This is a genomic window from Haloarcula hispanica ATCC 33960 (assembly GCF_000223905.1).
Taxonomy (GTDB): Archaea; Halobacteriota; Halobacteria; order Halobacteriales; family Haloarculaceae; genus Haloarcula; species Haloarcula hispanica.
In genome coordinates, this window is sequence record NC_015944.1 from 1 (window position 1) to 22,370 (window position 22,370).

A 22,370-nucleotide genomic window follows, 5' to 3' on the forward strand; every position below is an offset into this window, starting at 1 on the left:
ATGGGGATGTTCGAACGCGACACCGAGATCTACTTGGACCGGGATGCCCTCCGGGAAGACTATCAGCCTGAGAACCTCGTCGGGCGTGACACTGAACTAAACCGGTATCGAGCGGCTCTCCAACCCGTAATCAACGGTGAACAGCCCAACAACATCTTCTTGTACGGTAAAACGGGGGTCGGCAAGACTGCTGGTACGCGGTATCTAATTGACCATCTCGAAGAAGACGCAGCGAAATACGAGGATATCGATCTCACGGTAAAGATGCTAAACTGTGATGGCCTCTCCAGTAGTTATCAAATCGCGACCCGACTCGTCAACGAATTCAGGGACGAAACGAGCCAGATCAGTACGACAGGGTATCCTCGTGCAACGGTGTATGACATGCTGTGGACCGAACTCGACTCCTGTGGCGGGACGATCTACATCGTGCTCGACGAAGTCGACCACATCGAAGACGATAGCATTCTTTACCAACTCCCGCGTGCGCGAGCGAACGACAACCTAAGTTCAGCGAAGATCGGTATCATCGGTATCTCGAACGATTTCTCTTTTCGCGATGACCTCTCCCCGAAAGTCAAGAGTTCACTCTGTGAAGAGGAGATCCAGTTCCCCGCATACGACGCGAAGGAGCTGATCCAGATCCTGCAACAGCGCGCTGATGTAGCGTTTCACGACGGCGTCCTCGAAGACGGCGTCATCGAGCTGTGCGCTGCGTACGGAGCGAAAGACGCCGGTGACGCGCGGCAGTCCCTCGACTTGCTCATGAAAACGGGCGACCTGGCCCGCGACAAGGATACGGATACGATTTCGGAAGATCTTGTTAGAGAGGCCCGCGACGTTCTGGAACGTGGCCGGATTCAGGAAGGTATTTCGGGACTGACCCAACACGGTCATCTGGTCGTGTACGCAATGGTTACGCTCGACCAGGAAGGGAAGACGCCGGCCCGGACACGGGATATCAGACCTCGATACACGAACTTCGCCGAAAAGGCAGGGATCGATCCGCTTGTCCCACGCCGGATGCGTGATCACCTCGGCGAGCTGTCGATGTTAGGTATCATCTCGGCAATCGAGCGGAACGAGGGACGACGTGGGGGAACCTATCGCGAGTACTCTCTCGAAATGGACCCGGAGATGATTCTCGCAGCGCTTGAGAAGACTGTCGACGATGTTGGAATCCACAAATCCGTCACTAACCTCGTTGATAGCGAAGCGACGCTTTCGGACTTCCAGTCCACTTAGGAACGGCGGACATGGTGGTGTCGAAACCGATTGATACGTAGCGGTTTTCAGGAGATAGAACAGCGGACATGGTGGTGTTGCCGCCGGTGATTGGAAGCTTCTATCTTCACTTCAAGAGCGTGTAGAACTACGGACACGGTGGTGTCTAATGGTACCGACGCTACCTTTGATGCCATAATCACTACCGCGGAAGCTACCGATATATCTTTTGAGAATCAAATTTGTAGAATATGTTTGCAGCTACCCCCCTCTTTCAGGAGAGCCATACTGGATACTAGTTTTCCGGGTCAAACGATAGCTTGTTCGAAAATCGGGGACTCTCTCGTCCATCACTGGGAACGAATCTCTCATTTAACCTATCTCGTAATCCCCTCCCGGCACAGCCCAATCGGACCGATTATTGTAGACTGTCGTGGTCTGGGCCTCCGGTGGTAAGAAGTATGCAATTCAGGCGGTGGACCTTTTGGGATATATCGGCAGTGGAGTGCATATGCAAGGAGGCTACCAACCCAGACGAGATGTCCTGTACCCTCGCGATTAGTTCTTTCTTGCACGGCTGGCGTCAGCGGCCGACAGCTGGATCACACCGTCAGCGCGAACTGTGACGATAATGTTGCGGTATCGAAAGGTGATGTTCTGGCTCGCTGAGCCGATTGACTGGTCTGGCTGTGTACCGAATAGTAGTGTCTCAATGGCATCGACATCGATGTAGTCGTGCAACGGCGACTCACGATATGGTTCTGTTCCCGACTGATCGGCAACGGCCTGAACAATGACCGTAGCAAGCTCCTGGTCGCTGGTTGGATCGTACTGAACTTCAGTTAGAGTGCCGTTCGCTCCCACAAATAGTCCCTCATCCCCATCAGCCTCGTCGCTCTGGCTGTCGTCAGTCATCCACCTAGTAAACAACTGGAACGTACATATAATACATGTATGAATATTCGGGCATAATAACTACTCTCTTCAATCCAATCTTGAATGCGCTAATAGCCATTTTGCTGAGCTATACGGTATAGCTATATTACACTGCATTTATCAGTCTATACACACTCAATGAATCCATTCGTGATCAGAGTGAGATATATGTGATAACAATTGTCATGAACTGGTCGGTAGTATCTGCCCGTTGAGGATATCCGCCCCCATGCATCAACTACCCAGACGGAAGTTACTCGGAGCCATGTGTTCGGGATTGATCGTACTCGCCGGTTGCAGCGGCGAGCAAAATAGTGGATCAGATGAAACAGAGAGTGGCGGCGGAGCCGAACCGTCGCCTGAACCCGGTGAGACAACCGGTACGGATACATCGGCGGTCAGCGGAGCCGACGACAGGTCAGCACAGTTCGGACAGGTCACGCGGTTCCCAGAATCGTACGCGATGACAGCTACAATGCAGTCCGGAGGGCAGACCGTCGAGATGACTGGTCGTTTCTATCAAGGGGATATGTACTGGTCGTTTGACCAGCAGGGACAACAGATGGAAATGTACCGTATCGGGAACAGCACGTACACCGTTACTGGAGGGCAGTGTCTCCGGGGAACGATGCAACAGGGGATGGACCGTGACGAGGTTGATCCGGGTCAGTTCTCGGACCAGCCGGAGGAAAACCCAGACATCACGCCGGTCGGCCGGGATACCATCGATGGCGAGGAAGTGTTGGTGTATGAACTCTCTCAGGACGGCTCTCAGGAGCCGGTCACATACTACATCCTCGCGGACTCCGGGTACCCGCGACGCATCGAAGCCGAGTCAATGCGGTGGGACTTCCACTCGTGGGGTTCGGTCGAGCCGATCCGGAAACCCGAAGGAGACTGCCAGTCGATGCCCGGCGGCGGCATGACGGCTGACGGGGGCAGCTAATCGCTCAGCAGGACCTGACTTTGACCGGCTATTCAGAAAGTAAACAGTTCTCGACATACCGCCGAAATTCGGCTCTCACATCGTCGATAGTCTCCTCGTCACTGGTAATCCGTTCCGCCTGAATGCCGACTAAAACCGTGTGGAACAGCGCGGCTGTCTGAGATGGGTCTTCGACATCAAATGCGCCTGCATCAACACCCGCCCGGATGACACGGGCGATTTGTTTTCGAATAAAGTCATCACTTCTGCGAAAGAGGCGATTGTAATCGTCGTCGTGTGCCGCTTGCGCTCGCAGTTCAATTACAGCCTGCGAAAACTCGACATCACTGTTGCTGCTGGTGCCAAATATTTCGTCAACGATTATCTCGATATACTCTTCAGGGGACTGGTTGGGCAGCGGGACCTGATTCTCGACCTGTTCCAGCATATAATCTAGGAGGTCTACCAACAACTCGTCCTTATTGTCGTAATGATGGTATATGAGCGATTGGCTCTTCCCAAACTCGTCACCTATCTTTGAAATAGTAAGATCCGCGTACCCGTGCTGACGTAACGCATAGAATGTAGCTTCAAGTATCTCCTCGCGGGTTCCATCCGGGTTCTGGAAAAAGGATATCTCGTTAGTCATCTTTACGTCGACCGTTTCCTGCTTGTCTACTACGGTTCAAATGGCTCACGGTTTCACCACTCTCTGTAGAGTACTAGACCAATCTGGGTTGTATTTTCTATCATTGAACTGAGTAACGGGTACGGTTGTAGATAACTATATGATTGACTATATATTCAATAACCTTAAGCGTATTGTGGTCCGCTGTCTCAACGGAGCGCACTGGACTGTCCTCAAGCTCACTGTACTCGTACATACATTCCTCCGCTGCCTCACCTTCTAACACCCCATAAGATCTGTAGACCCTGTGTTGACATCGGTGGATGGCGAGGTAATGGTGGCTTTGACTGAACACCAGTTTTCCCTCTGGCCCCGAAAGATACGAAAGCACTATATGTGATTGAACGTTTAGTCAACACCACCAAATGGCTACTCACAAACGAAGAATTCCGAGACGGAGTGTCGCTAGCAACGAGACACGGTTTGAACAAATCCTCAAGTAACATGGCCTCTACAAAGTATAAACTGCTACTTCTGGCTGTAATCGGGATTACCGTCACCAGCGGAACGGCAACCGCTGCGGTCGTTGGGAGCCCCGATATTGCGGCAACGCTTGAAGATGATACCGTCGCTCCGGGTGAACAAAAGACCATAGAAATTTCACTGGTCAACAGCGGGGAACTCGATAGTGGCTCCACTCGAAATCCGGCGTTGAACAACGAGGTAACAACGGCAAAGGGGCTTACTGTGTCACTCGGTTCTGGTGACGCACCCATTTCAGTGAAAAATTCGAAACGAAGCCTCGGCACGCTACAGGCGGGGCCGAAGACGACAGTGCCGTTCGAGATCAGCGTGGACGAAGACGCTAGTTCCGGTACGTACGACGCACAACTGAGACTAAACTATAAGCATACAAGCTACATTTCCGAGGGAACAGGGGCACGAGACGAAGACAGAAAAACTCGCACCGTTGATATTGAAATCGACGTCACCGATGATGCCACCTTCAATGTGACTGATATTGACTCCAATGCACGCGTTGCCTCAACAGGTACGGTGGCAGTTAGCGTCGAAAATACCGGAGATAGCGCCGCACGGGATGCCGCGGTAACGCTCCAATCACAGAATCAGGACCTCGCTGTCAGTGGCGGCGATGCCACCTCACGATTCGTTGATGAGTGGGAACCGGGAGAAGTCCGGACGTTCAACTACCGTGTGAGTTCTGCCGAAGCCGCGGAACCGGAGTCGTACGGATTTGAGCTGTCGGTTGCATTTGATAACGAGGATGGCCTCCGGACACAATCCGTGGGACAGTCCGTCGCAGTCACACCTGACCCGGAACAGCAGTTCTCGGTCGTCAATTCAAGCAGTTCTGTCGCCGTTAGTAACACGGGAACGTACGAGGTTCAACTCCGCAACACAGGCCCGTTGACCGTGAATGACTCCTCTGTTACGTTTGTCTCAGAGAACGCGGATATAACGTTTGGAAAGAGCTCCTCAACAACCGCCTATGTGGGGGAATGGGAACCCGGAGCAGTTCGGACTGTTCGCGTCGATACAACAGCGAGCCCCGATGCCGAGGACCGAAGCTACGCGCTGTCGGCTAACGTACAGTATGAGGATCAAGAGGGCGATACCAGTACCTATGACGATGTCCGGCTAAGCCTCAGTCCTGCGCCTGAGCAGAACTTCGACGTGTCTAACGTCGAAACGTCACTCCAGGCTGGCGAAGACGGCTCACTCAGTGCAACCCTCACAAACACTGGAACGCGTGACGTCGAGAACGTCGTCATCGCATGGGAAAGCCAGCAGTCGACACTGTCGCCAAAAGAATCACAGTACGCTGTTGGAGATCTCGATGCAGGCGAAACGGCCAACTTCAACTTCGGCGTTGACGTGTCCAACAGCGCGGAGGCAGGCGCTCGGCAGTTTGACTTCGGAGTGAGCTACCGCGACGATAACGGCGACAGGGTTGAAGCAGATACACTCGAAGTTCGCTCACAAGTGGCTGGCAGTCAGGACGAATTCGACATCGAAGTGGAAAATTCAACGCTCGGTGTGGGCCAGGACCGGTCAATTACGTTTACAATAACCAACACAAAGAACAAAACACTGACCAGCATTGAGGGGAAGGCGTTCGTCAATGATCCGCTCAGTAGCAGTGACGATGAAACGTTCATCGCTGAACTGGCTCCCGGAGCGTCAGAAACGGTCTCAGTCCAACTCTCGGCGGGCAGCGACGCGCTAGACAAGACCTATCCGCTCAATCTGGACTTCCAGTATGAGACGCCTGACGGCGAAAAACGGGTTTCGGATACCTACAGTCTCCCGATAGAAGTCACGGACCAGTCCGGGGACGGTGGGACGCCACTGTGGCTGGTTGGTGGCATTGGACTCCTTGCCGTTGTTGGCGGCGTCGTCTGGTACAGGCGGCAGTAACCGTCTGAAGCTAACATCTATGTCACAATGCTAGAGTATCAGAAATACATCGACGTATTAGACGATTGGATTGTCAACCGTGACAAGACAGTCGTCGCTGTGTTCATCGTCACAACGCTCGTTCTGTCGGCGGGTTTCGGCATGACTGCGACCGACTCAGGGACATCACAGTTCACTGACGGCGTTCCCGCACAGGAAGCGTTCGACGAGGTCAACGACAACTTCGAGCGCGAACCGTTCGGCGAAGGTACTGGCTCTACGACGCTTATCCAGAAGGACCAGAACGTCCTGTCGAAGCCGGCTATCCTCAACATGCTGAAAGCACAGCACCGGCTCGAACAGCGTGAATCACAGGACGTTGTTGGCACGACGAGTGTCGCACAGGCCGTCGCCCAGACGCTCAACCCGGACGCAGAGACACTGCCCGAACAGATCGATACCGTAGAAGCGGCCTCACAGACGGAGATTAAGTCCGCCACCCGAACCACACTTGAGCGCCAGCCGGCAGTTGCAGGGCTACTCAGCAACGATCTAAACCGAGAGGAGCCGTCGGCATCTGCAACACTGACGACTGTCACACACGAGGTTTCAGGTGTCTCAAGCAGTGCTGGGACAGAGGGGTCATCACCACTGACGCCCATTCAGCAGGAAGCGGAGTTCATTGTCAGCTCGGTTGACGGTGATATCTCTGTCTTCGGCAGTGGACTCATCTCCGCAGAGCTGAACAGTGTTATCTCCGATTCGTTGGGACTCGTCGTCCCAGCCGCTGTTGTCCTGATTCTGTTCTTCCTTATTATCGCATACAGGGATCCGTTTGATCTGCTGATTGGCCTCGTCTCCCTTGCGATGGCGATTATCTGGACATTCGGGTTCATGGGATGGGCCAGTATCCCCTTCACGCAGATGCTGATCACGGTCCCGCCGTTGCTCCTTGCCATCGGGATTGACTTCGGGATTCACGCTGTGAACCGATACCGCGAAGAACGGATCGAGGACGTCGAACCAACACCCGCGATGCGGACCGCAACTGACCAGTTGCTCCCAGCGTTCTTTATTGTGACAGGAACGACAGTGCTGGGATTCGCCGCAAACGGGACTAGCCAGCTCGGCCCGATCCGTGACCTCGGGTTCGTGGCCAGCGTCGGGATCATATTCACCTTCCTCATTTTCGGTATCTTCCTCCCGTCGTTCAAGCACTTCATGGACCGGCAGCGTGTGCGATACGACCTCCCCGAATTCAGTATCGCGCCGATCGGCTCTGAGGACTCCGCAGTCGGCAAGTCGCTAACTGTCGGCGTGACAATCGCCCGCCGAGCCCCGTACATATTCTTTGCCCTCGTACTGGTGTCTACGGCGGCCATGGGGGCGTATGGAACTGGGATTGATACCCGGTTCACCACTGAAGACTTCCTCCCACCGGAGGAGAACCCCGGATACGTCGAGGTTCTGCCGGAAGCTGTGGCTCCGAGCGAGTACACAGTCACGAAGCAGATAAATTACCTTGAAGACACGTTCGAGAGCGGTGAGAGTGACACCGTAACGATATACGTCGAAGGGTCGTTACAGGACGGAACGGCGCTCGAGGAGATCCACCGGGCGAACCAGGACCCACCCGACTCCTTCGTTACAGCCGGCGGGAGTGCAGATACCACAAGCATACTTACGGTGATTAACCGCTACAAGCGTGCTTCACCCGAGTTCCGCCAGCTCGTCGAACAGAACGATCAAAACGGTAACGGTGTCCCCGACCAGAATCTCCCGACCATCTACAACGCGCTGTATGATTCGCCGTACGGCGACCGGGCGGAGTCGTACATGACTGATGACTACGCGCGAACGCGCATCGTGTATTCCGTCGAGTCTGATGCGAGTCAGCAGGAAGTGACAGATGATACGAGAGCCGTTGCGGATGAGTTCCGGATGGAAGCGACCGCAACCGGCAGTGTTGTGGTATTGAAAGCTGTCTCGGACGTAATCGCTGAATCTGCGTACATAAGTCTGGCTCTCGCAATTCTCGCGTCTGCAGCGTTCCTGTTTTTCGCCTACTGGCTACTTGAACGGCGTCCCGGGCTGGGCGCTGCGAACCTCGTGCCGATACTGCTCACTATTGCCGCCTTGGCCGCGACAATGCGGTATCTGGATATCCCGTTCAACGTCCTCACCGGAACGACGTTATCAATCGGAATCGGGCTTGGTATCGATTACTCCGCTCACCTCGTGCATCGGTTCTCGGAGGAGTACCGTGGCGATACTGGCTTGCTCGAAGCACTCGACATTAGTGTCCGGGGAACAGGTGGTGCGCTGGCGGGTAGTATGGTCACCACCACATCTGGAACCGGCGTGCTCGTCCTCGCGGTTGTCCCGATCTTGGGCCAGTTTGGATTGTTAATTGCAGTCAGCGTTCTCTATTCGTTCGTGGCGTCCATACTGGTCCTCCCGACGTCAATCGTCATCTGGGACCACGGTCGCGGAACGCTTGAGACACTGCTCTCATCGCGCTCGACACGGAGTGTGAACTAATGCGGCCCGCTCGTTTCGGTTTCCGCCCACCTGTGGCACATGATGAGCAAATTGAGCGGCTTGAGAAAGATCGCTCCGAGGCAGAGCCTGAGGAATTGGCACCGTGCTGTCAAGCTATCTACGATCAGAGCGGAGGACTGTCTGTATGACTACAGATGGTGACGCTCTGGGTGCAACTGAAAAAGAGATTATGCACGCAACCCATCGAGCGCTGGTAAACAGTGGATACGCTGAACTCTCCATCTCGCTTATTGCAGACGAACTCGACAAGGCCAAATCGACGATATACCACTATTACGACTCGAAAGACGACCTGCTAATCCGGTTTCTCAGATTCACTGTTGACCGATTCGAGGCGACAATCAACACGACCATCGGTGACCACCCGAAAGAGGACCTCCATCACATCATTACGACACTCCTCCCGTGCCAGCTAACCGAGGAGAAACGGCAGCTTCACAGCGTTTTAGTTACGCTCTCCCCGCAAGCGCTGGATCAGGAGGTGTTTCGCGAACAGTTCACCGAGATTGATATTCGACTTACTGCAATCATCGAGAAAACTGTTCGTCGAGGGATAGAGGCTGATGTGTTTCGCGATGTGGATCCGACACACATGGCCGAGCACATTCTAGCAATGATTAAAGGAACGATGTATAGCCGCCTCACGACCAATCGCGAAGCCGCAACAGGAGCAGCGAAAGCCTCCCTATTTTCGTATATCGATTCGCATTTGATTTCGTAGCGCCTGTCGCCATGGTCGTCGCCGAATTTCCTCTCTCACACGGCTTGGACCAAGCCGGTCAATAGCTCTTTCCGGCGGAGTGCGGAGCACAGAAACGTACCCCGGGCTGCTATAGTACAATTGAAACGAGTTACACACTGATCGGACTGCCGTCGTGCGATCAGGTATGCATTGATTTTCAATGGTTACTATAGTTCTCCGATACTGTGCTTAGATCGGCAACGCAAGGCGGCGGGACCGATTACCACCCTCTGTTGTACTGCAGTCAGTAGCCGAGGTGCTCGCGGATGAGCACAACGGTAGTGCGATCCTCTTCGAGCTCCTGGCGGAGGATGAGCTGTTTGGCAATCGCGGAGTCGACGCCGTAGGCCTCCTTCGCGCGCTCGTTTTCGAGTGGGTACGCGACGTTTTCCAGTCGGTCGAGCGCGTCTTCGAGTGTCGGCACGATCTTGTTCACGCCGCTGACGATGACCACGTTACTGGCAGCGAACGGATACGCACCGATACGGCTCCCCGAGCGGTCTGCCGCGACGAGTTCGCCGGTCTGGGAAATACCGTTGATGCCACCGAGGAAGTAGTCGGCCGTTTGCGACTTCCGGCGGGCGGCCTGCCGCTCTGCGTCGTCGTCGATACTCCAGATCTCGTCGGGGAGGCTCTCCCACTCGTGGTCCCCGTCACTCAGGTACTCGACGAACCCGATCTCTTCGAGCGTCGTCGAGTGGCCGTTCATCACAGACGCCTCTGTAGGGATGAGTGACTGAAGTTCTGCGAGCGCATCATCAGTCGAGTCAACGACGATGACATCGAACCCGTTTGCCTCGAGGTTCTCGACGGTCTGCTCAATGGTCTCTTCCGAGGCCAGTTCGTCCAGTGATTCGTCAATATCGGCGTCGTCTGCGTACTCTGATTTCTGTTGAGACATATTGTTTCGCGGTAGGTGTATCAGCGTCAACATGAAGGCGTAGCTAGTACAAAAGTGCTCGCGGACACCGATGTCTGGTAGTTACATCGGTGATACCCCGATCACCTGACTGGGTGTGACACACGGCTGTACTTTGTCCGGAAACAGCACGAGGTCTCTGATTGCTGACTGCGATATCAAATGCTGAAAACCGGGGGGTAGCATATATTGCCCTCCATTCATCATGTTATGCTATCAATGCAAATGGCTCGTAAGGAAACTACAGACACTATCGGGACACCCTCGAAAATGGTACTGTTCTGTCCGGACTGTGATTTTGAGAGTGGTATGATCGGGGGCGACTGGGACGTTTCGAGCACCGGATATGCGACAAGCTATCACTGCCCGCAGTGCCAGCACTCGTTCAGCGTTTCCAATCGCCGGTGACGCCTGAGCAGTACGGGCGATGCATAGCGGCTCGATATTTCACGGTCTGAACATCGTACACACCGTGTTACGTCGAAAGGGAGGAATCACTAATCTGTTTTAGGCCCACCTGAAAAGCGATGACACGTAGACGCGAAGTACTTGCAGGTAGTGTCGGATTGGTGGCTTCCCTCGCCGGTTGTTCCAGTGGGAGCTCCGATGATGGAGGAACCACCGGGGATGGGGCCGCGAGTGCCCAAACAGACCAGGCCGAAGCCACGGCAGATACCGAGCAATCGACTCCGGAAAATTCAACGCCGTACACCGTCGAAATTGAGCCCCACGGCGAGTTCACGTTCGAAGAAGTTCCCGAGTCGTACTCGGTCATTCCCAGTGTCTACCTCGATATCGGGATGGCGCTCGGCATCCAGCCTACCGCCGCGACCGACATGGCACGGGCGCCACGGAAGTTCTACGACATCCTCCCCGACGTTACGTTCAACGAGGACGACATCATGGCGCTGGCGGCCGGCTCCGAGTCCGGCTACGACAAGGAGAACTTCTACGCTGCCGGCCCCGCTGTCAATCTCATCGACCCTCGGGGATTACGACGTTTCACCGACTGGGCGGACTCCGATATTCAGGAGATCGAGGAGGCCACCGGTCCGTTCGTCGCCTCCTCGATCCGCTTCGGCCCCGAACATCCCTTTGGGTACGAGCAGGAAACCTACCACGAACTCTACGACGTTTTCGAGAAGATGGCGGCGGTCTTCCAGTGCCAGGCCCGGTACCGGGCCTGGGAGTCGCTGCACGACGAGTTCATGGCGAACATCAGGTCTGATCTCCCCCCTGAAGACGAACGCCCCTCCGTCATTGCGGTGTGGCGCGGCGTAGACCCGACTTCCGGCCAGTTCTATCTCTCTGATATCCACAAATACCACAATCAGACCAAGCCCCTCTCACGGCTCGGGCTCAGGGACGGTTACGATGCTGAGATCCCTGGCGGTGGTACCGTCGGTTACGAGGAACTCCTCAACCACGATCCAGATTACATCGCTGCCGTGGGCCGGCTCACAACCGCAACTCACGACGAGTTCGTGACCAACGTCGTCGAGCCGTTCGAAAACAACCCGAACGGTCAGGACCTCACCGCCGTTCAGGAAGGTAACATCATCCGCATCGGCGGCCAATACCAGGGTCCTATCGTCGATCTTTTCGCCACGGAGGCCGCCGCCAAGCAAGTCTGGCCCGATCGCTTCGGCGAGTGGCCAGGTCCTGTCCGCGACGTCCCTGACGAAGAGAAACTGTTCGATCGCCAGGCGGTCAGTGACATCATCAACGGAAACATCTAACGCGATGGCGAAGGTATTCGACCGACTCACGAACCTACGCGCAGGAACTACCGACAGGTACGAGGTCTCAAAGCTCGCCCTCATTATCGCCGGCAGCCTCGCCGTCCTGCTCGGGTCGACGATACTGCAGGTGAGCTTCGGCGCGTACCCGTTGACGCTGGTCGAGGCGTGGCAGACGGTCTTCGACCCGACGGTACTGTCCAGCCTCGAAGTCTGGCGGTGGGCGTTTCTCGGTGCAGCGGTCCCGGAGTGGTTGACCCGCCAGCAACTCATCGTCTGGAACCTCAGGCTGCCCCGTATCCTCGTCGGCGTCCTGGTCGGCGCAAACCTCGCAGTATCGGGAGCGCTTTTTCAGATAATTACGCGCAACGAACTCGCGAGCCCGTACATCCTCGGCGTCAGCGACGGGGCTGGATTAGTCGTGTTGCTCACGCTAACACTCCTCACCGGACTGGTGCCGTTCCTACCGATATTTGCGGCTGCCGGTGGCGGACTCGCGTTCCTGCTCGTGTATGCTATCGCGTGGAAGAACGGTACCAGTCCCGTCCGACTGGTGCTTGCAGGTGTTGTGGTAGGCACCGTCTTCGGGTCCGTCCAGCGTGCGCTGTTTTTCTTCATCGACGATCTCGGCGTTGCGATGTCCGCGCAGGCGTGGCTCTCCGGGACTCTGATGAACGCTGGGTGGGCCGAGGTACGAATCGCGTTGCCGTTCACCGTCCTTGCGATGGCGCTCGCGTTCGCCGTTACGCAGGAACTGGATGTACTGGCACTCGGCGAGGACCGAGCGGACTCACTGGGGATGCCGGTCGAGAAAGTCCGGTTCGCTATCGCGGGGATCGGCGTTCTCTCGACGGCGGCTGCCATCGCTGTCGCCGGCCTCATCGGGTTCGTTGGGCTCATTGTTCCCCATATGGTCCGTAATCTCGTCGGTAGCGATTCGAAGCTGCTGCTTGCGGGGTGTCTGTTCCTCGGACCGGCGCTGCTGGTCAGTGCAGACGTGGGTGCACGGCTCGCCTTGAGCCCCGTCCAGTTGCCGGTGGGCGTCATCACCGGCATCGTGGGCGGCCCGTACTTCCTCTACCTGATGCGGAAGAAAACCGACCTGGGTGAAGTCTGATGGCTGACGGTCGGCCCTCACAGATGGACGGAGAGACAGTCGAACACAGGTCCGAGGCCGGAACACGAGCCGTCGATAGCGCCGGTGAAACGACATCGGAGTCGGCCGCAGAAATCGACGGGACCGATCTCGTTGTCGGGTACTCTGGACGGGACGAGCCTGTCATCGACGGCGAGTCGATCGCCGTCCCACCGGACGAAGTGACCGCGCTCATCGGCCCCAACGGGAGCGGGAAGAGCACGCTCCTGAAAGCGATGGCGGACAAGATTTCGCCCGACGACGGAACCGTCTTTGTCGATGGCCAGACGATCGACGAGTTCGGGTCCAAGGAACTCGCACGCAAACTCGGCTTGCTCTCCCAGGAGAACGTCGTTCCGACCGGTATCTCGGTGGGTGATCTGGTCGAGCGCGGACGGTACCCACATACTGGGTTCTTCGAGTCGCTGTCCGACGAGGACCGAGCCGCCGTCGACGACGCGATTCAACTTGCCGGCATTGAGAACCTCCGTGACCGCGATGTCGACAGCCTGAGCGGCGGCCAGAAGCAACTCGTCTGGATTGCGATGGCAATCGCTCAGGACACGGACGTGTTGCTGTTGGACGAGCCGACGACGTTCCTCGACCCACAGCACCAGCTGGAAGTGATGCAGATAGTCGAAACGCTCCGGGATGAGAGTCAGATAACGGTCGTCCTCGTACTCCACGATATCGCACAGGCAGCGCGGTACGCCGACAACATCGTCGCACTCAAGGACGGCTCGATGTACGCCCGCGGCCCGCCAGAGGAGGTGGTCACGAAACAGTTGCTTGCTGACGTCTTCGAGATCGAAGCGGCGGTTCTGGAAACCGAGTATGGGCTTCAGGTGATTCCAATTGACCCGGTCACCGACGCGCAGGCGGCACACACCACTGTTGGTCCTGTTCCCGAGGACGTTCCGGATACTGATCGGGAACCGTGACCGGTGGCAGCACCACTCAGACATCCAGAATTCGTCAGAATCGACATCACTGATCTTGTCGTCAGACGGTTCGGGGGGTACGATTACTCTGTTTGTTGAGAGAGCCGAACGGGTCCCCCGCTTTCCGGCTCCTCCATGTCCGTACGGCCCGGTCGCTCACCACTGGATGAGCGGATTTGATACCACCGAAAATCGGGTTACCGTGGGGAGCGAGCCTCAGTCGTCGCTTGGCACAGCCTCGACGGATTTCTGTCCGTCGTCCTGCCAGCTAAAGAAGCTTGCCAGCGCCGGCCCGGTGATGTTGTGCCAGACACTGAACAGCGCCGGAATGAGTGCGGCTGCAGGCTCGAACAGCGTTGTCGCCAGCGCGACGGCTAGACCGCTGTTTTGCAGCCACTTCGAACGCACAGGTCCGAACGCGGTCTTTCGGCATCCCAGTTGCCCGCCCGACACCGTATCCCGAGCCAAGCCCGATCGCGTTGTGGGCGACGACCGCCACGAGCACAAGCAGACCAGCCGTGAGGATGTTGTCCACGTTCGCGCCAACGACGCCAGCGACAATCGCAACAATCGCGGCGACACTGATAACTGGGAACACGTCGGTGCCGATTTCAGCGGCTTTGGGCGAATAGCGGTCCAGCAAATACCGGATTGTGAACCCGAGCAACACCGGAATGATGACGATCTGAATGATGCTCTGAAACATCTCCGCAAAGGTGACGTTGATCTGTTCGCCGAGGGTAAACACTACCCAGGCCGGCATCACGATCGGCGCTGCAAGGGTGGTAAGCGTCGTGATCGCGACGGACAGCGCCACGTCACCCCGACCGAGATACGCCATCACGTTCGACGCGGTCCCACCGGGAGCGGCACCGACCAGAATGAGACCGATACCGACAGCGTCCGGAAGATCAAGGAGGACATACAGCCCGTACGCAGCGGCAGGCATCACCAGCCACTGCGTGACAGCGCCGATACCGATATCGACCGGTTCCTCGATTAGCCGGTGAAAGTCCGCCGGTTGGAGCGTCAACCCCATCCCGAGCATGATTAGCCCGAGCAGTGGGGACACGTAGTCCAACACTGGGACGAACGGGTCCGGCCTGACGAGAGCGATCCCTGCCAGAAGGATTACCCAGACAACGAAGTACTTGCTCGCAGCCCGACTCACCGCTCGAAGCGTCGATGTCGAAGTCACATATCTGGATGATGAACAATGTAGAAAAAGCTTACTTTGGATCTCTGTACTGTCGGACGACGAACACACAATGTGGGACGGCCGCTGGTTCTCTGGACTATAGTAACAATTGAAACGAGTTACACACTGATCGCACTACAATCGTGCGATCAGGTGTGCATTGATTTTCAATGGCTACTATCGCTATTGTTGGGATCGAGATTGATATCGACGCGCAGTGAGTCTGTCCGAGAGCGAACAGAGCCTCCCGTGGTGAACTGCTCACGGAGTGGTATCCACCTGGCCATTGATAGTATCGTCCAACCCGTCTACACTCAATCTATTCCATGGTCGCCTGCTCAGACAGCGCTTGGATAGATACGAAGATGTTCCGCACGTTTGACTATATTCTCATCCACGACGAAGCCAAACCAAACTTACTTCGACTTTTGAAGATATTTAATATAGGGTAGGACTTTACTGTATAGTTCGCCGATATTCTACTGCAGCTATGCCGACTGATGCACAAAACCCAGGCAAGCAGCCTGACATAGAGTCCGTGAGGAATCGCTCTTTGATTACAAAACTAGCTACGCTGACGAGACCAGTCAGGAATATATTTCTCTACAGTTCCGTGTATCTCGCAGTTATTGCGATGGCGGAAGCAGTCCTTGTGAGTGAACTACTGGCGCTCCCTCTAACGCCGGCTCCGATTGTGGCAGGACTGCTCACGTTCGCAGTGTATGGCAACGACCGGTTGGCAGACTTAGAAACTGATGCGAAAACGTCCCCCGCACGGACTGCCTTCGTGCGCCGATATCAGAACGGCTTCTACGTTCTGGCGGCTATCGCATACGGCCTTGCTGTGGCCCTGTCTGCATTGGGTGGGCCCATCAGCTTTGGTCTATCGCTGTTACCGGGTATGTGCTGGATTCTCTACGCCTGTGACTGGATCCCTACCCTTCCGAGCGGTACCCAGCGACTGAAAGAGGTCTTCCTTCTCAATTCAACTCTCGTCGCTGTAGTCTGGGCGCTCGTCATTGTGTGTCTGCCGCTAACGTACGTTGGTGCGCCCGCTTCTCCGGCGGTCGGTGTCGTGTTCCTGTTTTTCGTATTGGCGACGTTCGTCAATACAGAAATCCCGAATGTGCGCGATAAGGAGGGTGACAGCGAAATCGGCGTCCGGACGCTCCCGGTTGTGGTCGGTGTTCGCTGGACTAAGTATATCCTCTACGGAATCACGGGTCTAACAGCGGTTCTGCTCGGTGTTGCGTTTGTTGCAAACATCATTAATCTCAGGGAAGCGGTCGTTCTCTTAGTTAGTTTGCTCTTCCTGAATGGCGTCATCTTCTGTCTTAACCGAACCGAAAACGACAGTGCACTTGCGGTCGCAGCAGAGTGTACTCGCTTACCAGCGTTTGTTGTTGTGGTCTTCCCACTGCTCGGCCAGTAGCACTATCATATAAATTACCTTTATTTGTAAAGCAACTCTCTTCCGCAAGTATTCGGCCCTCTGATGGCGATTCTGTCAACCTTAGATACTTTCGAAGGCAAATAGGTTATAACGATGGCGCCCGATTAATCTTCAACATAGTTGTGTTCTCACTGACGCTGATGAAGATGGTGTTGGTCGCCACGATTGCGGTCGGCGTTACGGGCGGCCTCCTTGCCTGGAAAGAGCGCCCAGAACCCGGCGCTGACCCACTTATTCTGCTCCTGGCAGGCCAGTGCTGGTGGTCGGCCACGTTGATCTTCCGGATTGATGCAGCGACGCTGAGCTCGAAGGTTTTCTGGGTCGATGTCTCTTGGATCGGTGTTGCAATCATTCCGATAGCGTGGCTGCTTTTTTCGCTCGAATATGCTGGCTACACCGAGTATACGGCCCGCAAGCACATCCTGCTCTACTCGATCGTCCCTGCAATTACCGTCTTTCTGGGACTCACGAGCCACTCCCACCAGTTACTGTACACTAATTCGGTCATCATTCAGGAACATGGAATTGCGACGTTGAACAGAACGCCGGGTGTCTGGTTTTGGATTATAGCCGGCTATACGTATCTGCTGGGCCTTCTCGGGGCACTTCCGCTGTTGAAACTCGTTACGAGTCAAGTGGACCCGTTCCGCGGCCAGAGCTTAGCGCTCCTTCTCGGTCTTCTGGCACCCTGGGTGACGAACGTCCTCTTTTTGATGGGCTCACTCCCATCTGCCGGTGTCGATCCGACACCGATTGCCTTTGCCGTGTCCGGTCTCGCGTATCTGGGCGCACTCACCAGGTTCCAGCTCTTCGGTGCAAATCCGACGCCGATACGCCATGCTCGCAATTCGCTGTTTCAGCAGATGCAGCAAGGGGCTCTCGTGTTGGATACGCACGACCATATCGTCGATATGAATGACCAAGCTACCACTGCCCTGCAGACGAGGCCCAACGAAGCCCTCGGCCGACCACTTGAACAAATCAGTCCGGATCTATCGGCGCTCGGTAGCGCAACACAGGCCGGGCAAACGATTTACCGTCCCAATGGGGTGTCCCAGTCGTACGACGTCTCCGAAAGTCTCGTAACAGATATCCATGATCGGACTATCGGCCGGGTCATTACCTTACACGATGTGAGTAACCTTCTCCGTGACCAGCAACGGCTAGAGGTTCTCCACCGGGTCTTCCGGCACAACATCCGAACGAACGTACAAGTCATCCTCGGTAACGCTGCGTATCTAGCCACGCACAATAGTGAGTCGAAGGCCGCAACCCTGCAAGAACACGCCGTCGAAATCAATGAACTCGGGGAAAAAGTCCGTTCGGTTATCGATATCTTTGAACAAAGCCGGGAGGAACGAGATACTCTCAGCCTGAACTCTATTCTCGACGAGTGTCTCGACTCGACCAGCGAAGCGTATCCCGAGGTCACGTTCGAGTATGCTTCCGGGCAGGCCGATTTCGCGGTGGATTGCCTGTTTGATGTCGTCTGTCTGAATATCATTCAAAACGCCGCTCAACACAATACCTCTCCCGACCCTGTTGTGTCAATCGAGGTCGAACGGGACGGCGAATACGTTCAGGTCACTGTCCAGGACAACGGGCCCGGTATTGACTCCAACGAGCTCGCTCTCGTAGAACATGGCTCGGAAACGCCGCTAAAGCACGGGAGCGGATTCGGGCTTGCACTGGTTGTGTGGGGAACTGATATCGCAGGTGGGACCGTCGATATCGAGTCGAGTGAGACGACGGGAACGACTGTCATCCTACGGATTCCGATTCTCTCATCAAAATAAGTAACCGGGACGTTGAGAAGGTGGACGGTTCTTCCTCTGTGCCTGAGTGAGCACCGCTCTACAGTATTCAGTATCTTTCCATTATTGCACAATTCTATCGTTCCAAAACTTCAAAACCTATCCCGCCACCCCCTCCAAGGAAGCTTGTATATTGTATATATCCTTCTGAGACACTACCGTTGTGTTTTTATATGTGGCTGTAGTATTGGGAGTAAGAAACAATACTATGGCCAACCACGAACCTACTCAGATGCTGGGTGTCACCGGGGAGAACTGTCCGATGCCGGTCGTCAAGGCGAAACAAACCATTGACGAGCTATCGTCGGGTGAAAAAGCGAGCACGGACGTTCTCAAGCACTACGTCCGCACAACGATGACTACGGGACCTCAACAGGCGGCTACGGCAGATATACTACCTGACTATGACTGGAGAAATTCTGACAATAGTGTCGACTCGGCGCTGGCCGCCCAGCACACGACCGACTCGAATCTCCAGTCGCTCATCTTCCACTCATGACACGGGTCTCAAACAAGGACGTCGACGCGACCGACTCGACACATCGGGAAGTCGGCGAGGGCCTGCTAGAGGAGGATATGGGTCCGAGTTCAGCCATGGCCCATCTTTACCGCGGCGAGATCCATCGGATGAAGTTCTGGCGCGAGCGCCTCGACCGGACAACCAACTGGGCAGTGTTGGTAATCTCTGCAATCCTTACGTGGGCCTTTTCGCGGCCGGACATTCCGCATTACATCCTCTTGATCGGAACGGCCACGCTTGCAGTGTTTCTGTTCATTGAGGCCAGGCGATACCGAGGTTACGATATCTGGCGCAGCCGAGTTAGAACACTGCAAGCAAACGTCTTCGCCTACGGGTTAGACCCCGCTGCAGGCGTGGCCGATCCGGACTGGCGCAAGTCACTGAGTGCCGATTACCGACAGCCGACGATCAAAATCAGCACGGAAGAAGCTATCGCGCACCGACTCCGACGAGTGTACCTGCCGCTTTTCACTGTCTTACTAACCGCCTGGCTCATACGAATTACCGTGTTCAGTTCCGGTTCGTGGACAGATAGCGCTGCTATCGGTATGCTTCCCGGCGTCGTCGTCATCGGCACTGTCGGACTACTATACGCCGCTGCAATCGTAGTCGCCGTCCGCCCCAGAACATGGCACGCAAAAGGAGAGCTTCGGTCCGAAGATCTCCGCCAATAGGTATTGACTGGAATTCACCGAAGTCCCACGGAAATTATGTAGCGATGGTGCATGCTGTGGGTCACATCGATCACGGACACGAAATAATCGGTCAGTTCGTCTAGGTTCTACACCAGTGTCGATGCACTATTGGAGATTCATCGCTATCCAAATGTAACCAACTGGGAACTACGATTAGTAGCACATACCAATCAGGCTGGGACATGATGACTCAACCTTTACTGCTGCACCGGGAGAGGCGCCAGTACAGTATTCAGGCTACAGCAGAGGAGGATCACCGGTGACCACGCTTGCACGCAATATCAGTTCCTGGCTACTCGTCGCTACTGTGGTGGCCACCAGTGGGACAGTCGGGACAACAGTTGCATTTCAGGATTCTGCACAGGACATACAAACAGAGAACGAAGCCCTCCACGCTGAAAACGAGGAATTGCGTGAACAACTGAACGAGACCCGGGAAGACCGAAAAGCGGAAAAATCCCGTGCTGAAAACCTCAACAAACAGTTAGAAACACGCAACGAGGACGTAGACACACTTCTTTCGGAACTAGAAAGGAAAGAAAAGATGTTAAATGCCAGCCAAGCCCGGCTCGCGGAATCCCGAGAAAACCAAGCGGGCATGTCACGGTCCGAAATGGAAAAACGGCTCGATTATCTCTGTGCACAGCCAGAGAACATTGACCGATTTGGTTGCCAGGAGTTCGGTCCCGATGAGTGACAACTGAGAGCTTGGTCCTTGCGTAAGCCACATTTCAGAACCGCTGAGTCTGTCCTATACTGCTGGTCTGGCCATTACACGATATCCCACCCCGTGTTGTGAAATCCTTCACAAATAGCCGACGGTGACAGTTACGGGAGCTACCGCACGCTCGGAATACCCTATCCTGTAGTCGGTCTTACCTGCTCATTGGTGCTTTTGGAAGAGCGATGAAGGGGTTGTTCTCAGTACAGACGAGAAACCTGTGCTTGACTCCGCCACAGAGTATACGGAATTTGAGTGGAGATGAGCCCTAAACCGCATAAAACCGCAGTGGAACACTTCTACCGAGCCTGTACAGCACAGAATTTGATATAGCGTTATATAGTTTATGTTCTGCGGTAATGCGACCATCTGTATCTGTCTTGTTATGGGTTTCTGCATGAGAAAACAATACAAGACAAACTATTAGTCGTACGATGGAAATACGCTACATACGAAAACTCGGTGATTCAGACGAACCAGCTAGAGCAGTTCGTCGGTTACTGCAGTTCACACCCAAAATCCAATGACTGAAACTCGCTACTCAACGATGGACTTAGCCGACTGCGAGTCTTTCTATCACGAAACCGTCGTACCGACGATGGAAACCGACGGGCTGGACCCGACCGCTGAAACCCCCACGTACACCTGGCTGAACGGACAGTTCCCGGGATTCGTAAAGCATCTCCAACGGCGATTCGACCTGTCCCCGGGGCAGTTCTACGACGAGATCGGAGTCCCAGAAGCCACGACGACATCAGGATCATTTGACTTCCTCTCTGTCAACACCCAGCGGGCCATCGAGGGGTACCTCGAGGAACTTTCGACTCGACGTGGGCGTGCTGACGCGACAATCGACACACGGCGGTCGATTCTACGACGCTACGCGAAAGTATATACCAATATCCACGATACGAAAGATTTGCTCGCACCGCTGGAGAATCCCGACGAACGCGTTGCAGAGATGGATCGGGTAGCGGCGACGTTTGATGCGCTGGACCAACTGGACGATGCCCTGACGACGCTTGCGTCACGGCGTAAATACGTTCAGGACACGCGGCAGTTCTACAAACACCTGGTGATGTTCGGAAACGCCGCGTACAATCCACTGGCTGACCTCGAAATCCGGTTTGGATGGGATAGAACCCCGTCCTGGGACAACAAAGCACTCGATAGAACCGCCGTCCAACGCTTGTATGGAGCAGCGAGTGAGCTACGGGATCGATTCATCGTGGTCGCATGCTGCGGTTGGGGGCTTCGCCCGAGTGAAGTCGCATCGCTACATATTCGACAGCTCAACCTCGATCCGGACGATGACTCGCATCCGTACATAGAGTTCGGTGACGGCGAGCGGAAAAATGGTCCTGGGACCGTGGCTCTCCTGGCCGGTCTGGAGACGGTAGAACGCCGTATAGAGACGCTTGCCGATCCAGAGTGGAGTGGCTACCTCTTGCCCTCTCCGTCCGCAGCCACTGGCCATCTAACCGCCGAAACCGTCCGACGACGGTTCAAATCAGTGGCTGAGGCCGCAGATGTCACTGTCGACGGCGACACGCCAACGCCAAAAACCGGCCGTCGATTCTGGTACACTACGTACGGCGCTGCTGTCAGGCGGGTTGCGGAACGGTTCGAAGACGTCGCAGCGGAGCAGGGCTCGGCGTCTGCACAAGTCGTACTCGATAACTACCTCTCGGAGTCTGAAGCCCGGTCTCACCGGCGGGCGGAGATGCGCGAGACGCTCGCAGGGCTGTTCGTCGAGTAGCCCGCGTTTTGCGAGACCGCTGTAGAGATGCCAGCTGGCTA

At 55.4% G+C, this 22,370-nt stretch carries 17 protein-coding genes and 1 pseudogene; 14 read left to right on the forward strand and 4 right to left on the reverse strand.

The annotated features are described in order from the left end of the window. On the forward strand, window positions 1-1,245 hold the full coding sequence (locus HAH_RS17310; protein ID WP_004594978.1) for a Cdc6/Cdc18 family protein: 1,245 nt from the start codon (window positions 1-3) through the stop codon (window positions 1,243-1,245). Window positions 1,246-1,782: 537 nt separating this feature from the next. On the opposite strand, the gene HAH_RS17315 is transcribed toward HAH_RS17310, so the two are convergent. Next, complete coding sequence (locus HAH_RS17315; protein ID WP_014030998.1) at window positions 1,783-2,139, reverse strand: HalOD1 output domain-containing protein; 357 nt, start codon at window positions 2,137-2,139, stop codon at window positions 1,783-1,785. A gap of 496 nt (window positions 2,140-2,635) precedes the next feature. Here HAH_RS17315 and HAH_RS17320 point away from each other — a divergent pair, with 496 nt between their 5' ends. After that, window positions 2,636-3,106, forward strand: a complete 471-nt coding sequence (locus tag HAH_RS17320; protein ID WP_225308151.1) for a hypothetical protein — start codon at window positions 2,636-2,638, stop codon at window positions 3,104-3,106. Between the two features lie 28 nt (window positions 3,107-3,134). On the opposite strand, the gene HAH_RS17325 is transcribed toward HAH_RS17320, so the two are convergent. Beyond that, on the reverse strand, window positions 3,135-3,734 hold the full coding sequence (locus HAH_RS17325) for a TetR/AcrR family transcriptional regulator (RefSeq protein WP_008311719.1): 600 nt from the start codon (window positions 3,732-3,734) through the stop codon (window positions 3,135-3,137). A 483-nt stretch (window positions 3,735-4,217) separates the two neighbouring features. Between HAH_RS17325 and HAH_RS17330 the strand changes: the two genes are divergently transcribed. From HAH_RS17330 to HAH_RS17340, 3 genes are all read left to right on the forward strand, one after another. Then, window positions 4,218-6,152, forward strand: a complete 1,935-nt coding sequence (locus HAH_RS17330) for a COG1361 S-layer family protein (RefSeq protein ID WP_014031001.1) — start codon at window positions 4,218-4,220, stop codon at window positions 6,150-6,152. 27 nt (window positions 6,153-6,179) lie between these two features. Then, on the forward strand, window positions 6,180-8,672 hold the full coding sequence (locus tag HAH_RS17335) for an efflux RND transporter permease subunit (RefSeq protein ID WP_014031002.1): 2,493 nt from the start codon (window positions 6,180-6,182) through the stop codon (window positions 8,670-8,672). Between the two features lie 145 nt (window positions 8,673-8,817). Continuing rightward, window positions 8,818-9,414, forward strand: a complete 597-nt coding sequence (locus HAH_RS17340) for a TetR/AcrR family transcriptional regulator (protein ID WP_014031003.1) — start codon at window positions 8,818-8,820, stop codon at window positions 9,412-9,414. 265 nt (window positions 9,415-9,679) lie between these two features. On the opposite strand, the gene HAH_RS17345 is transcribed toward HAH_RS17340, so the two are convergent. Then, entirely contained in the window at window positions 9,680-10,336 is a 657-nt protein-coding gene (locus HAH_RS17345; protein ID WP_008311726.1) for a lactate utilization protein, read from the reverse strand. 545 nt (window positions 10,337-10,881) lie between these two features. Here HAH_RS17345 and HAH_RS17350 point away from each other — a divergent pair. From HAH_RS17350 to HAH_RS17360, 3 genes are read left to right on the forward strand one after another with little or no spacing between them, the layout of a single operon-like run. Continuing rightward, window positions 10,882-12,093: an ABC transporter substrate-binding protein gene (locus HAH_RS17350; protein WP_044952784.1), complete on the forward strand. Its 1,212-nt coding sequence runs from the start codon at window positions 10,882-10,884 to the stop codon at window positions 12,091-12,093. Between the two features lie 4 nt (window positions 12,094-12,097). Next, window positions 12,098-13,210 carry a FecCD family ABC transporter permease gene (locus HAH_RS17355; protein ID WP_014031006.1) on the forward strand — a complete coding sequence of 371 codons (1,113 nt, stop codon included), beginning with the start codon at window positions 12,098-12,100 and terminating at the stop codon, window positions 13,208-13,210. Beyond that, entirely contained in the window at window positions 13,210-14,169 is a 960-nt protein-coding gene (locus HAH_RS17360; protein ID WP_014031007.1) for an ABC transporter ATP-binding protein, read from the forward strand. The genes HAH_RS17355 and HAH_RS17360 overlap by 1 nt, the downstream gene beginning before the upstream one ends. Window positions 14,170-14,385: 216 nt before the next feature. Here HAH_RS17360 and HAH_RS17365 read toward each other — a convergent pair. Then, window positions 14,386-15,340 (reverse strand): annotated as a pseudogene (locus HAH_RS17365) (bile acid:sodium symporter family protein). Window positions 15,341-15,857: 517 nt separating this feature from the next. Here HAH_RS17365 and HAH_RS17370 point away from each other — a divergent pair. The 6 genes from HAH_RS17370 (at window position 15,858) to HAH_RS17395 (ending at window position 22,329) form a co-directional block, all read left to right on the forward strand. Next, on the forward strand, window positions 15,858-16,799 hold the full coding sequence (locus HAH_RS17370) for a UbiA family prenyltransferase (RefSeq protein ID WP_023842980.1): 942 nt from the start codon (window positions 15,858-15,860) through the stop codon (window positions 16,797-16,799). Between the two features lie 167 nt (window positions 16,800-16,966). Next, window positions 16,967-18,616, forward strand: coding sequence for a histidine kinase N-terminal 7TM domain-containing protein (locus HAH_RS17375; RefSeq protein ID WP_233425881.1), 1,650 nt, complete (start codon window positions 16,967-16,969; stop codon window positions 18,614-18,616). 226 nt (window positions 18,617-18,842) lie between these two features. Then, window positions 18,843-19,133: a sulfurtransferase TusA family protein gene (locus HAH_RS17380; RefSeq protein ID WP_023842982.1), complete on the forward strand. Its 291-nt coding sequence runs from the start codon at window positions 18,843-18,845 to the stop codon at window positions 19,131-19,133. Next, the gene (locus HAH_RS17385) at window positions 19,130-19,828 is read left to right on the forward strand and encodes a DUF2270 domain-containing protein (protein ID WP_014031012.1); all 699 of its coding nucleotides are present in this window, start codon (window positions 19,130-19,132) and stop codon (window positions 19,826-19,828) included. Before HAH_RS17380 ends, HAH_RS17385 begins: the two co-directional genes overlap by 4 nt. Before the next feature lie 280 nt (window positions 19,829-20,108). After that, window positions 20,109-20,546 carry a chromosome partition protein gene (locus tag HAH_RS17390; protein WP_023842983.1) on the forward strand — a complete coding sequence of 146 codons (438 nt, stop codon included), beginning with the start codon at window positions 20,109-20,111 and terminating at the stop codon, window positions 20,544-20,546. 547 nt (window positions 20,547-21,093) lie between these two features. Beyond that, on the forward strand, window positions 21,094-22,329 hold the full coding sequence (locus HAH_RS17395; RefSeq protein WP_023842984.1) for a tyrosine-type recombinase/integrase: 1,236 nt from the start codon (window positions 21,094-21,096) through the stop codon (window positions 22,327-22,329). The last annotated feature ends 41 nt before the right edge of the window (window positions 22,330-22,370 follow it).

What these genes read in the sequence shown, in the direction of transcription:
- HAH_RS17320 (WP_225308151.1), top strand. Translation starts at nt 2,636, where the DNA reads ATGCAGTCCGGAGGGCAGACCGTCGAGATGACTGGTCGTTTCTATCAA.
- HAH_RS17340 (WP_014031003.1), top strand. Translation starts at nt 8,818, where the DNA reads ATGACTACAGATGGTGACGCTCTGGGTGCAACTGAAAAAGAGATTATG.
- HAH_RS17345 (WP_008311726.1), bottom strand. Translation starts at nt 10,336, where the DNA reads ATGTCTCAACAGAAATCAGAGTACGCAGACGACGCCGATATTGACGAA.
- HAH_RS17380 (WP_023842982.1), top strand. Translation starts at nt 18,843, where the DNA reads ATGGCCAACCACGAACCTACTCAGATGCTGGGTGTCACCGGGGAGAAC.
- HAH_RS17395 (WP_023842984.1), top strand. Translation starts at nt 21,094, where the DNA reads ATGACTGAAACTCGCTACTCAACGATGGACTTAGCCGACTGCGAGTCT.
- HAH_RS17385 (WP_014031012.1), top strand. Translation starts at nt 19,130, where the DNA reads ATGACACGGGTCTCAAACAAGGACGTCGACGCGACCGACTCGACACAT.
- HAH_RS17330 (WP_014031001.1), top strand. Translation starts at nt 4,218, where the DNA reads ATGGCCTCTACAAAGTATAAACTGCTACTTCTGGCTGTAATCGGGATT.
- HAH_RS17370 (WP_023842980.1), top strand. Translation starts at nt 15,858, where the DNA reads ATGCCGACTGATGCACAAAACCCAGGCAAGCAGCCTGACATAGAGTCC.
- HAH_RS17375 (WP_233425881.1), top strand. Translation starts at nt 16,967, where the DNA reads ATGGTGTTGGTCGCCACGATTGCGGTCGGCGTTACGGGCGGCCTCCTT.
- HAH_RS17350 (WP_044952784.1), top strand. Translation starts at nt 10,882, where the DNA reads ATGACACGTAGACGCGAAGTACTTGCAGGTAGTGTCGGATTGGTGGCT.
- HAH_RS17355 (WP_014031006.1), top strand. Translation starts at nt 12,098, where the DNA reads ATGGCGAAGGTATTCGACCGACTCACGAACCTACGCGCAGGAACTACC.
- HAH_RS17310 (WP_004594978.1), top strand. Translation starts at nt 1, where the DNA reads ATGGGGATGTTCGAACGCGACACCGAGATCTACTTGGACCGGGATGCC.
- HAH_RS17360 (WP_014031007.1), top strand. Translation starts at nt 13,210, where the DNA reads ATGGCTGACGGTCGGCCCTCACAGATGGACGGAGAGACAGTCGAACAC.
- HAH_RS17325 (WP_008311719.1), bottom strand. Translation starts at nt 3,734, where the DNA reads ATGACTAACGAGATATCCTTTTTCCAGAACCCGGATGGAACCCGCGAG.
- HAH_RS17335 (WP_014031002.1), top strand. Translation starts at nt 6,180, where the DNA reads ATGCTAGAGTATCAGAAATACATCGACGTATTAGACGATTGGATTGTC.
- HAH_RS17315 (WP_014030998.1), bottom strand. Translation starts at nt 2,139, where the DNA reads ATGACTGACGACAGCCAGAGCGACGAGGCTGATGGGGATGAGGGACTA.